This window comes from Polynucleobacter sp. HIN6 (genome assembly GCF_030297575.1).
Classification (GTDB): Bacteria; Pseudomonadota; Gammaproteobacteria; order Burkholderiales; family Burkholderiaceae; genus Polynucleobacter.
The window spans coordinates 1,748,211-1,762,432 of the sequence record NZ_AP028137.1; the positions used below are offsets into that span (position 1 = coordinate 1,748,211).

The 14,222-nt window shown below is 46.6% G+C and carries 12 protein-coding genes; 6 read left to right on the forward strand and 6 right to left on the reverse strand.

Annotation, left to right across the window (positions count from 1 at the left end):
* A complete protein-coding gene (gene metH, locus QUE66_RS08735; protein WP_286223644.1) occupies nucleotides 1-2,745 on the reverse strand; it encodes a methionine synthase in 2,745 nt (914 codons plus the stop codon).
* Entirely contained in the window at nucleotides 2,742-3,818 is a 1,077-nt protein-coding gene (locus QUE66_RS08740) for a homocysteine S-methyltransferase family protein (protein WP_286224771.1), read from the reverse strand. Before QUE66_RS08740 ends, metH begins: the two co-directional genes overlap by 4 nt.
* Nucleotides 3,819-3,896: 78 nt before the next feature.
* On the opposite strand from QUE66_RS08740, the gene QUE66_RS08745 reads away from it, so the two are divergent.
* The gene (locus QUE66_RS08745) at nucleotides 3,897-4,331 is read left to right on the forward strand and encodes a PhaM family polyhydroxyalkanoate granule multifunctional regulatory protein (protein WP_286223645.1); all 435 of its coding nucleotides are present in this window, start codon (nucleotides 3,897-3,899) and stop codon (nucleotides 4,329-4,331) included.
* Here QUE66_RS08745 and QUE66_RS08750 read toward each other — a convergent pair.
* Nucleotides 4,237-5,337 carry an MBL fold metallo-hydrolase gene (locus QUE66_RS08750; RefSeq protein ID WP_286223646.1) on the reverse strand — a complete coding sequence of 367 codons (1,101 nt, stop codon included), beginning with the start codon at nucleotides 5,335-5,337 and terminating at the stop codon, nucleotides 4,237-4,239. The genes QUE66_RS08745 and QUE66_RS08750 overlap by 95 nt on opposite strands.
* A gap of 37 nt (nucleotides 5,338-5,374) precedes the next feature.
* On the opposite strand from QUE66_RS08750, the gene aceK reads away from it, so the two are divergent.
* Together aceK and QUE66_RS08760 are read left to right on the forward strand one after the other, a co-directional pair.
* On the forward strand, nucleotides 5,375-7,168 hold the full coding sequence (gene aceK / locus QUE66_RS08755) for a bifunctional isocitrate dehydrogenase kinase/phosphatase (protein ID WP_286223647.1): 1,794 nt from the start codon (nucleotides 5,375-5,377) through the stop codon (nucleotides 7,166-7,168).
* Complete coding sequence (locus QUE66_RS08760) at nucleotides 7,165-7,362, forward strand: DUF1289 domain-containing protein (RefSeq protein WP_286223648.1); 198 nt, start codon at nucleotides 7,165-7,167, stop codon at nucleotides 7,360-7,362. Before aceK ends, QUE66_RS08760 begins: the two co-directional genes overlap by 4 nt.
* On the opposite strand, the gene acuI is transcribed toward QUE66_RS08760, so the two are convergent.
* On the reverse strand, nucleotides 7,352-8,335 hold the full coding sequence (gene acuI, locus QUE66_RS08765; protein ID WP_286223649.1) for an acrylyl-CoA reductase (NADPH): 984 nt from the start codon (nucleotides 8,333-8,335) through the stop codon (nucleotides 7,352-7,354). The two genes, QUE66_RS08760 and acuI, sit on opposite strands and share 11 nt — an antisense overlap.
* Nucleotides 8,336-8,424: 89 nt before the next feature.
* On the opposite strand from acuI, the gene QUE66_RS08770 reads away from it, so the two are divergent.
* Genes QUE66_RS08770 through QUE66_RS08780 form a run of 3 tightly spaced genes read left to right on the forward strand, consistent with a single transcriptional unit; the run spans nucleotide 8,425 to nucleotide 9,861 of the window.
* The gene (locus QUE66_RS08770) at nucleotides 8,425-8,703 is read left to right on the forward strand and encodes a hypothetical protein (RefSeq protein ID WP_286223650.1); all 279 of its coding nucleotides are present in this window, start codon (nucleotides 8,425-8,427) and stop codon (nucleotides 8,701-8,703) included.
* 10 nt (nucleotides 8,704-8,713) lie between these two features.
* Nucleotides 8,714-9,217: a flavin reductase family protein gene (locus QUE66_RS08775; RefSeq protein WP_286223651.1), complete on the forward strand. Its 504-nt coding sequence runs from the start codon at nucleotides 8,714-8,716 to the stop codon at nucleotides 9,215-9,217.
* A complete protein-coding gene (locus QUE66_RS08780) occupies nucleotides 9,217-9,861 on the forward strand; it encodes a glutathione S-transferase family protein (protein ID WP_286223652.1) in 645 nt (214 codons plus the stop codon). The genes QUE66_RS08775 and QUE66_RS08780 overlap by 1 nt, the downstream gene beginning before the upstream one ends.
* Here QUE66_RS08780 and QUE66_RS08785 read toward each other — a convergent pair whose 3' ends face one another.
* Complete coding sequence (locus QUE66_RS08785; protein WP_286223653.1) at nucleotides 9,862-12,918, reverse strand: efflux RND transporter permease subunit; 3,057 nt, start codon at nucleotides 12,916-12,918, stop codon at nucleotides 9,862-9,864.
* The gene (locus tag QUE66_RS08790; protein WP_286224772.1) at nucleotides 12,915-14,057 is read right to left on the reverse strand and encodes an efflux RND transporter periplasmic adaptor subunit; all 1,143 of its coding nucleotides are present in this window, start codon (nucleotides 14,055-14,057) and stop codon (nucleotides 12,915-12,917) included. Before QUE66_RS08790 ends, QUE66_RS08785 begins: the two co-directional genes overlap by 4 nt.
* Nucleotides 14,058-14,222: the final 165 nt, after the last annotated feature.

A 14,222-nucleotide genomic window follows, 5' to 3' on the forward strand; every position in this document is an offset into this window, starting at 1 on the left:
TCACTGATCCAAAGAACTGGCAAGCGATCGCTTAATTTGATCAAGCGATTGTCCGCTTCGCTTGGCTAAATCATCTGCCTGATCCATCCCGATCTTACCGACATTGAAGTATTGGGCATTCGGATGGGCCAGATAGAAACCGCTCACACTCGATGCAGGATTCATGGCCAATGATTCTGTGAGACTCATGCCAATTTCGTCTGCTTTTAAGGCAGCAAACATCGCTAGCTTGACATCATGCTGGGGGCAGGCTGGATAACCAGGAGCCGGACGAATCCCTTGATACTTTTCATCGATTAAATCATCTGGGCTTAGTTGCTCATTAGCTACATACCCCCAAAGATCGGTCCGGACCCGCCAATGCATGAGCTCCGCAAATGCCTCCGCTAAACGATCGGCCAGCGCTTTGAGCATGATGGCGCTGTAGTCATCATGGTTGGCCATAAATCGAGCGACTTTTTCGTCAACCCGATGACCTGTAGTCACCGCAAAGCAACCTGCGTAATCGCGCACACTACTGGCCTTACTGGCGACATAGTCTGCTAAACACCGATTGGGTCGCATCACACCATCAACGATGGGGCGCTCGGCTTGCTGTCTTAAGTTATGCCATACAAGGAATGGCTGTGAGCGCTCCTCATCGGCATAAAACAAAATATCGTCGCCGTCACTATTGGCAGGGAAAAGACCAATCACCGCATCCGCCTGAAGCCATTGGCCCTTAATCAGTTTCTCCAGCATAGCCTGCGCATCCTGGTAGACACGGCGGGCCTCAACCCCCACAACCTCATCGTCCAAAATAGCAGGGAATTTACCTGCGAGGTCCCAAGTCTGAAAAAATGGAGTCCAGTCGATAAACTTAGCAATCTCAGCTAATGAGTAATTTTTAAAGACCCGTCGGCCAATAAATTTTGGCTTGGCTGGCTGACTGCTCGTCCAATCAATCGATTCACGATTAGCACGGGCAGCCTCTAAACTAATTAAAGGGGTACTCTTTCGATTCGCGTGCTGCTGACGAATACGCTCATAATCGGTCAGCAAATCCTGCACAAATTTCTTTGCCCCCTCATCGGAGAGCAAACTCGATGCAACCGAAACAGAACGAGATGCGTCCGGTACGTAAACTACTGGACCTTCGTAGTGTGGTGCAATCTTAACGGCTGTATGGACACGCGAAGTTGTTGCACCGCCAATTAGTAATGGGATTTTTTTCTCCCGAAAATGCGCATCCCGTTGCATTTCTTGGGCAACATAGGTCATCTCTTCTAAGGAGGGGGTAATTAATCCAGATAAGCCAACGATATCGGCATTTTCTTCCTTCGCCTTCTTTAGAATTTGGTCGCAGGGAACCATCACCCCCATATTGACCACTTCAAAGTTATTGCATTGCAAGACTACCGTCACAATATTCTTTCCAATATCGTGCACATCACCTTTGACCGTTGCTATCACAATTTTGCCCTTGGCTTTACTCTCCCCGCCAGCCGCAACTAATTGCTTCTTTTCTTCCTCGATATACGGAATTAGATGGGCCACAGCCTGCTTCATCACGCGAGCACTCTTGACCACTTGAGGCAAGAACATCTTGCCAGCACCAAATAAATCGCCCACCACATTCATTCCATCCATGAGTGGACCCTCGATTACCTCAATAGGTCTTCCACCGGATCCCATAATCTCAGCGCGCAGCTCCTCGGTATCATCCACAATGAAATTTGTGATGCCATGAACAAGTGCATGGGTTAAGCGCTCGCGCACAGGTGCCTCGCGCCACACCAAATTTTCTTCTTGCTTGATGCCCCCACCCTTGTACTGATCCGCGATCGCTAGTAATCGCTCCGTCGGCGTTTGGCCGTCTTTCTCCACAAAGCGGTTGAGGACGACATCTTCAACACGCTCACGTAACTCAGGGTCTAGGTCAGCATATACACCAAGCTGCCCAGCATTCACAATTCCCATATCCATACCCGCTTGAATCGCGTGGTACAAAAAGACCGTATGAATAGCCTCGCGAACTCGGTCATTACCCCGGAAAGAGAAGCTCACATTCGATACACCACCACTGACTTTGGCGGCTGGTAAATGCTCTTTAATCCAACGGGTAGCTTCAATAAAATCGACCGCATAGTTATCGTGTTCTTCGATGCCCGTTGCAATGGCAAAAATATTGGGGTCAAAAATAATGTCTTCGGGCGGAAAGTCCAACTCATCAACCAAGATCTTGTATGAACGTTGGCAAATTTCTATTTTTCGTTGATAGGTATCGGCCTGGCCTTTTTCATCAAAAGCCATCACAACCGTTGCTGCTCCGTAGCGTTTAATTAATTTAGCCTGCTGCCTAAATTGCTCCTCGCCCTCTTTCAACGAAATTGAATTAACAATCGGCTTACCTTGAATACATTTCAACCCCGCCTCAATGACAGTCCACTTGGACGAATCAATCATGATGGGCACTCGAGCGATGTCGGGTTCGGAAGCAATCAGGTTGAGAAAGCGCACCATGGCCGCTTCTGAATCCAACATGGCCTCGTCCATATTGATATCAATCATTTGGGCGCCATTTTCAACCTGCTGACGGGCAACTGCTAAAGCTTCATCAAATTGATTATTCAAAATCATGCGTGAGAAAGCTTTTGAGCCGGTCACATTGGTGCGCTCACCAATATTCACAAAGCCAATCTGGGGCGAGATATTGCAGGGCTCGAGGCCAGATAAGCGCATTGGCTGCATTGTTACTTTACTCATGCCACTTCCTCAGTTCGATCACTATGAAAGGGCCTAGGCTTTCGTTTAGTCATCGCCTTTGCGATTTGACGGATGTGATCCGGGGTCGTTCCACAACAGCCACCAACTAGATTGACTAAGCCATCCCGAGCAAATTCATCAACAAGTCCTGAGGTCACTTCGGGAGTCTCATCAAAACCGGTATCGCTCATTGGATTTGGCAAGCCTGCATTGGGATAGCACGAGACCGCTGTATCGCAAACGCGTGCTAATTCAGCAATATAAGGTCGCATTAATGCTGCACCAAGAGCACAATTTAATCCGAACGTCAGAGGTTTAATATGGCGCAAACTGTTCCAAAATGCTTCAACGGTTTGCCCCGAAAGAATTCGACCCGATGCATCGGTGACCGTTCCTGAAATCATCACCGGTAAGCGCTCACCGGATTCTTCAAAAAATTCATCAATTGCAAATAATGCGGCTTTGGCATTGAGGGTATCAAAGATGGTTTCCACCAATAGCAAGTCAACACCACCCTCAAAGAGTCCTTCGACTTGTTCGCGATAAGCAGCACGCAAACTATCAAAATTAACATTGCGAGCACCAGGATCGTTTACATCCGGCGAAATGCTCGCAGTCTTGGGAGTCGGTCCAATGGCACCAGCTACAAAACGAGGTTTATCGGGCGTTGAGTATTCATCACAGGCTTGACGTGCCAGCTTCGCTGCCTGCACATTCATCTCGCGCGCCAGCTCTGGCATTTTGTAATCCTCTTGGGCAATCGAAGTGGCACCAAAGGTATTGGTCTCAATCAAATCAGCGCCCGCCTCAAGGTATTGCCGATGAATATCTAAGATGGCTTCTGGTTGAGTAATCACCAGTAATTCATTATTACCTTTGAGATCAATCGGATGATTAGCAAAGCGCTGCGTGGTTTTTAAACCCCGATAATCCTCTTCCGTAAATTTTTTCTGCTGAATCATGGTCCCCATCGCCCCATCCAGAATTAAGATTCGTTCTCTTAATAAGGCAGGAAGAATAGCGCCCCGGGTATAGGGCGAACCAGACTTCGATTGACTTCCTTGGGATTGCATTGGCGCAGAACTCGTATTAATCTTCATTGACCCATCATTTTATCGATAATGGGATTATTTAGCCCGCGAGGAGAGAATATGTTTGGCGCAATACCTGACTTTAACCAAAGCCTAGAAATGTTCAAAACGATCTGGGGTCAGAATGCCACTGGGGCTCCTGGAGCCTCTTTTATGCCAGACATGAGTGCTGGCATGCCAGGCTTTAACGGTGCCATGCCAACTTTCGATATTGAGGAATTAGATAAGCGCATCAAAGATCTCAAAAGCGTTGAGTCTTGGCTGAGCATGAACCTCAATGTTCTAAAGTCAACCATTCAGACCCTTGAGGTGCAGCGTGCCACTCTCATGGCAATCAAATCATTTGGTGATGCAATGGCCAATCCTCCCAGCCCATCGGGTGCCAAAAAATCCTCAGAGTCTAAATCGAGAGAGCGCAAAAGCGCCAAATCCCGTCCGCGCTCAAAGAGCGCTGCAAGATCCTCTGGTGCCACAGATAGTTCAAGTGAGCAATAGCTTCGCCCATCGCAAAGCTAAGCTGATGGTTATCAAGCGGTCGCCGAAATAAGACTGGAACAATCTCATAAGCGGTTCGCGGCTCTTGACAGGCCATCACGGTCTCACTTAACCGAGCTCGGTGATGCTCATGCAACTGCTCAATCCGCTCATGTAAGCCCACAAACGGTTTACCATGCGATGGCAAAACGAGGGTTTTAGCAGGCAATGAGCGCCAATGATCAATCGATCGTAAATAAAGATCCAAGGGGTTTGCATCGGGATCGGCATCGTAGACACTGACATTGGTAGAGATACGGGGCAAGACCATATCACCCGAGATAAAGATCCCTAAGGATGCGCAATAGAGGGTGGCATGTTCAGGTGCATGCCCATAGCCCATCGATACTATCCAATCATGCCGGCCTATTCGAATATGGTCACCATCCATGATGCGGCGATACCGTTTGGGTACTTCAGGCACCAAGCGACTGTAATAGTCTGCACGGCTACGAATGCGCTCGAGATCTTCGGCATGCTGCAAGCCATGGCGCGCATAGTGATCAGCCGTTCCGCCATTGCCTGGCGTAGAACCAATCGCAGCACCACCCTCTTTACTACTTAACCATTGAGCCATTAGAAAGTCGCTCATGGAGATCCACAAGCCAACCTGCCAGCGCTCACATAAATAATGAGCAAGTCCAATATGATCAGGATGCATATGGGTTACCAATACTCGCAAAATTGGCAAACCTTGGAGATGATTGGCAAAGATGGATTCCCAGCACGACTTCGTAAGGTCGTTGGTAATTCCACAGTCAATAATAGTCCAACCCTCTTGGCCATCCAATTGATCCCGTAAGAGCCATAAATTAATGTGATCAAGGGCAAATGGCAGTGGCATCCGTATCCAATACACGCCAGGGGCAACTTCTAAGGTTGCTCCCTGCGCCACTAGGGTCTCTCCATATGGATAGACCAATTGCTTTATTACATGATGGTTGCCTGTAGGGCCTGGCTGGGTCATCTTTGAATCCTAATTAATTGCTAGATACACTCTTGGTATGAACAATCCGTTTCCAAAACTATTATCGTCGCAAGTCGCTTTTGATATGGCCCAAACCCTACTGCAAGGATTTATGCGCCATTACAGCATTTTCAGAGATGCTGGCCGCTTAGCCAAGGCAGCATTTGAGAACCAAGATTGGCATGGCATTCGCCAGCTACTACGGGATCGGATCACCTTTTATGACCAACGGGTTCTTGAAACAGCCCGCCACCTTGAGGAAGAGTTTGACGCACCTGCCTTGTCCGATGAAATTTGGCAGCAGGTGAAATTACATTACATCGGACTTTTATCGAATCTACATCAGCCAGAGTTAGCAGAAACATTTTTTAACTCGGTCACCACACGGATTCTGGCAAGTAAGTATTTCAATAACAAATTTATCTTTGTGCGCCCCACCATATCCACTGAATATTTAGAAAACGATGAGGCCCCCTCAAAGCCGTCCTACCGGGCGTACTACCCAGGCGATATTGGGGGTCTTCAAGCTGTCTTAAAAAGTTTGGTTACTAGTTTTGATCTTAAAAACTCCTTTGAAAATTTGGATCGTGATCTTGAGCTAACAACCAAACTCATCAAGCAGTCCCTCTTGAACACAACGAGCTCAACGGATTTTCAGATTCATGCTCTAAGTACACTATTTTTTCGCAATAAGACCGCCTACATCATGGGGCGCATCATTAATGGAGAAAAGATTTCTCCATTGGCGCTGGCTCTGATGCATAACCCAAAAGGTGAATTGATTATTGATGGCATCTTGCTCTCGGAAGTTGACCTGCGTCTTATTTTTAGTTTCACGCATAGTTACTTCTTGGTCGATATGGAGGTCCCATCGGCTTATGTCACGTTTATGCGAAGCCTCTTACCGCATAAACCCCGGGCTGAGCTCTACAACATGGTTGGACTACAAAAACACGGCAAGAATCTGTTTTACCGTGACTTTCAGCATCACCTCATGCATTCCACCGATCAATTTCGGATTGCCCCCGGAATACGGGGTCTGGTGATGCTGGTGTTTGATCTACCGAGCTATCCCTATGTATTTAAGCTCATTAAAGATTATTTTCCGCCACCCAAAGAGACCTCGCGCGATCAAATTATGGCGAAATACCAATTGGTTAAGCAGCATGATCGGGTTGGACGAATGGCTGACTCTCTGGAATTCTCCAATGTTGCCTTTCCGTTAAATCGGTTTACCCCGGAATTACTAGCCGAGCTTGAGGAGCACTGTGCATCACTTTTGGAGTTCAGCGGTGGAAAAGGCCCTGATGCCGAATTAGTCATCAAACATCTTTATATCGAACGGCGCATGACCCCTCTTAATATCCGCCTTCAAGAGGACTCGCCCGCTGAAATTGAAGACGGTGTGATTCAGTATGGCGAAGCGATAAAAAATCTCATCGCGGCCAATATTTTTCCAGGCGACTTGCTTTATAAAAACTTTGGGGTCACGCGCTATGGACGTGTCGCCTTTTACGACTACGATGAAATTGAATACTTAACCGATTGCGAAATCCGAGAAGTTCCTGCGCCTCGCAATGAAGATGATGAAATGGCGAGCGAGCCCTGGTATCGCATTGGCCCTAAAGATATTTTTCCAGAGACTTATAAAACGTTTTTGCTTGGTAATGATCAAATTCGTGATCTTCTACTTAAACACCATGCTGATCTATTCCAACCTGCAATGTGGCAATCGTATAAGAATCGTTTACTAGCAGGAGAAATTCCTGACTTTATTGAGTATGATCAGTCCTTACGGCTTAGAAATATTTTCCCGGACAATTACCGATGATTCGAAACATAGATGGCAGCATTGGCTCACCATGCGTCAACTGGTGTGAAATGAATCCTACCTCAAACTACTGTTATGGCTGCTTTCGAAGCATTGATGAAATCGCAAATTGGTCTGTCTTCAGCGAGGCAGAAAAAGAAGCGGTTTGGCAGTCGCTAACCTTACGCCAGGCGATTGCGAAGTCTAACGATTAACGTCCACAATCACGCGACCACGAACCTTGCCGTTCATCAAATCTTCAGCATATTGAATACTCTCACCCAAGGAAATTTCCTTAGCAATCGTCATTAATTGCTCAGGTTTACACAAGGATGCGAGCTGGGCCCAAGCCTCAATGCGTTTTTGCTTTGGCTGAGTAACGCTATTGATTCCATAGAGGGTAACGCCCCGCAAAATGAATGGGGCAACCGTAGCCGGAAAATCCATTCCCTGTGCTAGACCGCATGCGGCAACCGCACCATTAGCCTTAGTGGCAGCACATGCATTCGCTAAGGTATGACTTCCTACTGAATCAACCACCCCGGCCCAGCGCTCTTTTGCTAAAGGCTTGCCTGGCTGAGATAAGGAGGCACGATCAATCACCTCAGATGCGCCAAGTGATTTCAAATAATTTGCTTCTTCAGGACGGCCGCTACTAGCGACAACGGTATAGCCCAATTGATTCAAAAGACTAATTGCAAAACTACCTACTCCACCTGCTGCACCAGTTACCAAAATTTCACCATCGGCAGGCTTCAGACCATGTTGTTGAAGCGCCATAATGCACAGCATGGCGGTATACCCTGCTGTCCCAATCGCCAAGGATTGCTTAGGTGTAAAGGCTTTGGGTAAGGGAATCAGCCACTCAGACTTCACACTTGCCAACTGGGCCAAGCCGCCCCAGTGAGACTCCCCCACACCCCAACCGTTTAATACCACTAGATCACCAACCTTAAACTCGGGACTCTGACTTTCAATGACCTCTCCGGTTAAGTCAATTCCAGGGATCATCGGAAATTGCCGAACAATTGGACCCTTACCCGTAATTGCTAAGCCATCCTTGTAATTTAAGGTCGAGTAATGCACCTTAATCCGGACATCCCCTGCGGGTAAGGCGCTCTCATCAAGATCACTTAATTGAGCACGATAACCTTGTTCGTCTTTATTAATTAAAATGGCTTTAAACATAGCTGATTCCAAAATAGATTAAATATTGAATGCGTGTACTTTATAAAACCGTTTATCCTACTGTGTCAGGATCGATTATGGGGCTTTTCATGAAACGTATTGTATTAATAGTTGTGACCCCTCTTGTTTTAAGCGCCTGCGCCTCGACCGAGCTAACGATGTCTTTAGGCAATATGCGCTTAATTAGCTCGAGCGCCGATCCTCAGCAAGTGATGGATTTTGCAAATAAAGTCTGTAAAGATGACTTTTATATGGGCGCCAGTTTTATTTCTAAAGCAGGCAAAGATTATCGGTTTAAATGTGTCAGGGCCGATGAAAATGAAGCTCTAGTTCCGATTCCCACCACCAAAATCAATCCGTCTAAATAAAGTTTTTTCATTGCAAACTCAATTCTCATCCCTCGAGTTAAGACAAGCGTTTTCTAGCTTTCCAACTGGTGTCACGGTCATCACGGGGCTTGGCTCAGATAAAAAACCGATTGGCATTACGATAAGTTCATTCAATACCGTATCTCTATCGCCTCCCCTCATTTTATGGAGCATTGGAAAACAATCTGACCTGAAAGATTGTTTTAGTGTTGGACAACGACAGCTGATTCATGTCCTAGAAGCCAATCAAAAGGATCTGGCTCTCATTTTTGCCAAGCAAATCAAGAAAAATATTCTTGAACTAAATCACAGCATCAATAGTAGTGGTTTATATCAACTCGCAGACTGCGCCGCCTATTACGAGTGCGAGACTGTTGCAGTACATGATGGTGGCGATCATCAAATTATTGTAGCTCGCGTTTTAGCGATTGAACACGATCCAGATTTACAACCATTGCTGTTTGCACATAGCCAATTTACACAACTCGCATTTGATCCAGAAGGGAGCCTCTGATGATGACGCTTTGGGGCAGAAAATCATCCATTAATGTTCAAAAAGTATTGTGGGTACTTGCTGAACTAGAGCTTGTTGAGGGACGCGACTTTGAACGGATCGATGCTGGTCTACACTTTGGAGTCAATAAAACGCCCGAGTTTTTAGCACTGAACCCCAACGGTTTAGTACCGACTTTACGAGATGGTGAGTTAATCCTTTGGGAATCAAATTCTATCTTGCGCTATCTAGCCCACAAGTACGCTGATCGCAAGCGCTTCTCAGTTGAACTTGCGCCGATGGCAGCCTCTGATAAATGGCTCGATTGGCAATTAACAACCCTGTGGCCAGCCCTTCGTATCCCGTTTTTAGGATTAACGCGCATTCCTGAGGCCGAGAGGGACTACGCGGCAATCCATAAGGCATTCCAAGAGTCCAATCAATTGCTGGGGATTCTCGATGGTGTTTTGAGCAAGCAAGCCTATTGCTCAGGCCCTAGCTTTCACTTAGGTGACATTGTTCTAACTCTATGCGTCAAGCGCTGGTTCATGCTGAGCGATCAATACCCAGACAAAACAGGTCCACGCGCAGAGTTAAACCATATTGCCCGTTGGTACGACCAAATTTGTAAATCAACTCAATTTACCAAAGCGGTTGAACAGTAATTAAACCTGCTTAAATTTCTTTTGTTGGTGATCGGCACCGATGTAGAGATACATCGCCGGCACTACAAATAAAGTAAATAGTGTGCCGATAGCAAGGCCAGTAAAGATCACGATTCCCATTGATTGACGGCCGGCCGCCCCAGCGCCTGAGGCAATCACGAGTGGAATAACGCCCAATACCATCGCAGCGGTCGTCATCAAAATTGGGCGCAGACGCACACTGCTTGCCTCGATAATGGCTTCAAGCTTTGAACGTCCAGCTTCTTGAAGCTCATTGGCAAACTCCACCATCAGAATTCCGTGTTTACTAATTAATCCCATTAAGGTTACTAATCCCACCTGGGTATAGACGTTTAAGGTGGTAAATCCAAGGTTAATAAAGATTAATGCCCCAAATAATGCAAGCGGCACTGAAACCAGAATTACTAAAGGATCACGGAAGCTCTCAAACTGAGCGGCCAAAACCAAAAAGACGATTAATACAGCAAACATCATGGTCACCAAAAATCCACCCGACTCAGCCTTAAACTGACGCGATGGCCCTGCGTAATCAATCGAGTAGCCAGATGGCGCAGCCTCTTTAATGGTTTGCTCCAGAAAATCCAAGACCTCCTCTTGCGAGACAAATGGCGTACTGACACCACTAATCGTCGCTGAATTTAATTGCTGAAAACGATTAATGGATTGGGGTACGACGCGACTTTGTATCGTCGCAATGGTTCTCACCTGAATCATCGCCCCTGTCGGCGTTTTAATGTAATAGTCCAAAATCTGATCAGGGTTTAATCGATCCGCCTGTTTTACCTGTGGAATAACTCGATAGGAGCGGCCTGCAACCGAGAAATAATTAACAAAGCCACCACCTAAGGCGGCAGATAAAGCATTACCAACATCTCGCTGGGTCATTCCCAAAGTAGCCACTTTCTCACGATCAATTTGCAATACATCTTGGGGCTTATCAATCTTTAGATCAGAATCGACGAAGAAGAACATGCCGCTTTGTCTGGCTTTATCGAGAACAGCTTGGGATACCTCATTTAAATTGGAATAGGGCTCTGTCGTATTGATAACCACCTGTACCGGAAAGCCCTGAGCACCTGGCAGCGCCGGAAATTGGAACGCGGCAATACGCGTGCCAGCAATACTATTCCATTTATTTTGCAGGTCTTCTTGGAATTTACTAGCACTGCGACTGCGCTCGCCCCAATCTTTCATAATCACGCCACCAAAACTTGAATTTGGGCTCGTGATCTGAAACATTTGCTTGTATTCGGGCTCTTTACTCGCAATCTGAAAAACTTGATCGGCATACCCCTGCATTTGATTCACAGTGGAATTAGGCGGCCCAACTGCTGAGACCAAAACGATACCCTGGTCTTCAGTGGGAGCAAGCTCAGAGCGAGCGGTTGCATAGAGATACACAACCCCGATTAGCAATAAAACGCCCATCACGATGATGACCTGCCAAGTTGATAGCAGGTCTCGCAATGTGTTTTGGTACGAATGTCGCACGCCCTCAAACACTCGATCGATCTTTTTCACAAAAGGAGACATCTCTTCCTCTTGTGAAAATAATCGTGAGCACATCATCGGCGATAGCGTTAATGCAACCACCCCGGAAACCGCGACTGCCCCCGCTAGCGTAAATGCAAACTCGGTAAATAGGGCTCCCGTTAACCCTCCCTGAAACCCAATCGGGATATAAACAGCGATCAATACGATTGTCATTGCCAGAATTGGATTCCCCAACTCTCGTGCTGCAATCAGGGATGCCTCGAGCGGTGACTTACCCTCTTTCATATGGCGATCAACGTTTTCGACCACGATGATGGCGTCGTCCACCACCAAGCCAATCGCTAACACCAAGGCTAACAATGTCAATAGGTTGATCGAATAACCAAGGACTTGCATCATGAAAAAGGTGCCAATCAATGACAATGGCATGGCAAGTACAGGTACTGCAACCGCACGGTAGCTACCCAAAAATAGGTAGATCACGACCGTCACAATAATCAAAGCTTCTAAGAGCGTTTGAACGACCTCTTCAATGGAAGTATTAATAAAGTCGGTTGAGTCATACACAATCTTGGCATTTAATCCAGTTGGCAATTGCTTCTGAATATCGGGGAACGTATCCCGAACCCGCTTAGCCACATCCAAAAGATTTGCATCGGGTGCGACCTTAATACCAATGAAGACCGACTGCTTGCCATTAAACGCGACATTATTGTTGTAGTCTTCAGAGCCCAAGGTGACTGTTGCAACTTGGTCCAAATACACAATATCCGCGCCATTGCGCTTAATAATCAATTTACGGAATTCATCTAAGGAATGGAGATCAGTATTGGCCACTAAATCCACCGAAACCATTTGCCCTTTAGTACTTCCTACGGGAGCCAAATAATTATTGGCTGCCAGTGCCGCATATACATCGTCTGGAGCAACGCCAAGGCCTGCCATTCGGTCACGATCAAGCCAAGCTCGCAGGGCAAATTTACGACCACCTAGGATCTCGGCATTTTGCACGCCGTTAATTGAATCCAATTTAGGCTTAACAACACGTAATAAATAATCGGTAATGCTGTTATTAGCAATGTCGTCGCTATAAAAGCCCATATACATTGCCGCGGTCGTTTGCCCCACCTGCACAGTCAAAATGGGTTGTTGTGCTTGGGGCGGTAATTGATTGCGTACCGAACTAATCTGTGTATTGATCTGAGTGAGCGCCTGATTAGCATCGTAATTGAGGCGCAGAGTAGCGGTGATAGTAGAGACGCCACTGATACTGATAGAGGATAAATAATCAATACCCTGAGCTTGAGCAATGGCTCCCTCCAGAGGCTGCGTAATAAATCCAGCAATCGTCTCTGGATCCGCACCAAAATAGGTCGTCGTGATCGTGACTACTGCATTTTGGGTTTGGGGATACTGATTAACAGGCAATGAACCAACTGCTTTGAGGCCCAATAGCAAAATCAGTAAGCTGACCACGATAGCAAGGACAGGGCGACGGATAAATAAATCCGTCCATTGATGGCGCTGAAAATCTTCGCTCATTGCTCTTGTGGTTTTGGATCCGGTGAATTAGCTGGTAAAACGCTGTTATTCACGATTAAAGGGGTACCGTTTTTCAATTTCAACTGTCCGCTGGTGACAACGGTCATACCAGGCTCTAAACCTTTAAGAATAGCAACCTGGTCGCCTCGGGTGGGTCCAGTGGTGACAAAGACCTGCTGCGCCTCAAGAACAGGAGCGCCTTTTTTATCTAGGCGATTGGTTTTCTTAGCGATAAATACGGTGCTGCCATACGGATTGTAGGTAACAGCGGTTTGGGGCAAGGTTAGCAACTCAACTTTATCGCCCAAATTAATGTTGACATTCGCAAACATACCAGGCAAGAGCTTCTTGTCTGGATTACTAATTTGAGCCTCAATCTGAATATTGCGAGTATTGAGCTCCACCTTGGGACTAACGGCCGTAATTTTTCCAATAAATGGCGTTTCTTTAAATGCATCGGTCTGCAACTCAATGGTTTGACCCACCTCGATAATACCGGCGGAGCTTTGTGGCAAGGTGAAATCCACAAAAATAGGATCAATGGTCTGCAAAGTTAATAGTTTGTCACCAGGATTGACGTACTGGCCAGGATTAATCGTGACGATGCCAACGCGACCGCTAAATGGAGCCTTGAGATTCTTTTTGGCAATTAAAGCAATTTGCTGTTCTACCTGCGCTTGCTTTGCCTTCATATCCGCAGTGCTGGTGTCATAGACATTCTTACTGATCGCCTGAATCGCTAATTGAGCCTTATCACGCTCATTAATCACCTTCGCTAAATCAGCCATCGCTTTTAAAGAGTTCAGTTGGGCGACATCCGCGGAGTCATTGAGTTTGATAAGCAATGAACCTTCTTTAACATCCACTCCGGACTTTACCGGAACTTTTACAACCAATCCGCCAACTTCAGTACTTAGATCAACGCCCCGGAATGCGCGCACATTACCGACACTGTTCATGCGGGGTTGCCATTCTTGTTTTTCAATAACAGTAGTGGTCACCGTCGCAGGAGGAATCCCCATGCCCGCCATAAACCGATTAAACATGAATGTTTTTAATTGGTTAAATCCGAAGATTAGACCTAACAAAATAAATACCCCAACCAGCATCACTATCATGCGACGCTTTAAGGGGGGCATTTGCATTAAAGCGGCGTATGCTTTGGTCTTTTCAAAACGCTCACGCGGGCGCAGACGAGCCCCAATCCAAGCAAATGGTGCCCAGATCAGCCTTAGGGTTTTCTCAGTGAGAAGCGAATTTTTTATCCATACGATGAGTTGATGAACTAGATTCATGAATCGATC

Excerpts from the sequence above, each read along its gene's own strand:
- metH (WP_286223644.1), bottom strand. The coding sequence starts at position 2,745 with ATGAGTAAAGTAACAATGCAGCCAATGCGCTTATCTGGCCTCGAGCCC.
- QUE66_RS08740 (WP_286224771.1), bottom strand. The coding sequence starts at position 3,818 with ATGCAATCCCAAGGAAGTCAATCGAAGTCTGGTTCGCCCTATACCCGG.
- QUE66_RS08745 (WP_286223645.1), top strand. The coding sequence starts at position 3,897 with ATGTTTGGCGCAATACCTGACTTTAACCAAAGCCTAGAAATGTTCAAA.
- QUE66_RS08750 (WP_286223646.1), bottom strand. The coding sequence starts at position 5,337 with ATGACCCAGCCAGGCCCTACAGGCAACCATCATGTAATAAAGCAATTG.
- aceK (WP_286223647.1), top strand. The coding sequence starts at position 5,375 with ATGAACAATCCGTTTCCAAAACTATTATCGTCGCAAGTCGCTTTTGAT.
- QUE66_RS08760 (WP_286223648.1), top strand. The coding sequence starts at position 7,165 with ATGATTCGAAACATAGATGGCAGCATTGGCTCACCATGCGTCAACTGG.
- acuI (WP_286223649.1), bottom strand. The coding sequence starts at position 8,335 with ATGTTTAAAGCCATTTTAATTAATAAAGACGAACAAGGTTATCGTGCT.
- QUE66_RS08770 (WP_286223650.1), top strand. The coding sequence starts at position 8,425 with ATGAAACGTATTGTATTAATAGTTGTGACCCCTCTTGTTTTAAGCGCC.
- QUE66_RS08780 (WP_286223652.1), top strand. The coding sequence starts at position 9,217 with ATGATGACGCTTTGGGGCAGAAAATCATCCATTAATGTTCAAAAAGTA.
- QUE66_RS08785 (WP_286223653.1), bottom strand. The coding sequence starts at position 12,918 with ATGAGCGAAGATTTTCAGCGCCATCAATGGACGGATTTATTTATCCGT.
- QUE66_RS08790 (WP_286224772.1), bottom strand. The coding sequence starts at position 14,057 with ATGCCCCCCTTAAAGCGTCGCATGATAGTGATGCTGGTTGGGGTATTT.